Origin of the sequence: Stenotrophomonas terrae (assembly GCF_001431465.1) — a bacterium.
In the GTDB taxonomy this organism is placed as follows: domain Bacteria; phylum Pseudomonadota; class Gammaproteobacteria; order Xanthomonadales; family Xanthomonadaceae; genus Stenotrophomonas; species Stenotrophomonas terrae.
This window is the reverse complement of the sequence record NZ_LDJJ01000093.1, coordinates 1-711: the sequence shown is the minus strand read 5'-3', so window position 1 is coordinate 711 and position 711 is coordinate 1. Positions and strand designations below refer to the sequence as shown.

General features: G+C 62.3%; 1 protein-coding gene. It reads right to left on the bottom strand.

Translation table 11 applies throughout. The features are described 5' to 3' along the window. Window positions 1-324, bottom strand: a 324-nt coding sequence (locus ABB27_RS18655; RefSeq protein WP_211263735.1) for an arginase family protein, incomplete at its 3' end; no start/stop codon positions are given. Window positions 325-711 lie beyond the last annotated feature (387 nt).

Sequence of the window (711 nt, the reverse complement as noted above, 5' to 3'; positions counted from 1 at the left end):
AGTGATCGAGCCAACGCCCAGGCAATGGTCGCCGCCGAGCATGATCGGCAGGCGGCCTTCGCTCAACTCGGCATAGGTGGCTTCCATCAACGCGTGGTTCCATGCCACCACTTCATCGAGATGACGATACCCCTGCACCGGACCAGTCCACGGATTGCGCGGGCCATCGAGGTTGCCGATATCGCGCACCTCCACACCGCGCCCGGCCAAGGCCTCGGGCAGGCCTGCAATACGCAGTGCTTCCGGGCCAAGCCGCGCGCCACGTGCGCCAGCGCCGACATCGGTGGGCACGCCAATCAGCGACACCGGACGAAAACCAGTCATACCACCTCCGTTGCAAATGAAAACAGTTTAGCGATCCACCGCAAAAAGGCCTTGCGGCAACGCAGCAGTACATATCGCCCAGCGCTGTATTCATGCAGGCCAGCGTGCGATTGGGCGGCAGCTTAGCGCCGCCAGATGTCAGCCCTGCACGCTTCCAATTCATCCCCACGCCGCGGCACCCAGAGCGGTGTGCCGGCGTCAGTCCGCAGGGGTTTTCGGGTCCCAGTTGTCGGGCGGCACGATCTTGGGCAGCTCCGGGTCGGCGATGTAATTGGGCGACATGATCTGTACCCCAGCCGCATTGAAGGCATCCTGGATGTTGGCATGCAGCTGACTATCGGCTCTCGCAGCTCATGGAAATCGAATTAGTGGCACCGCGAGTCCATA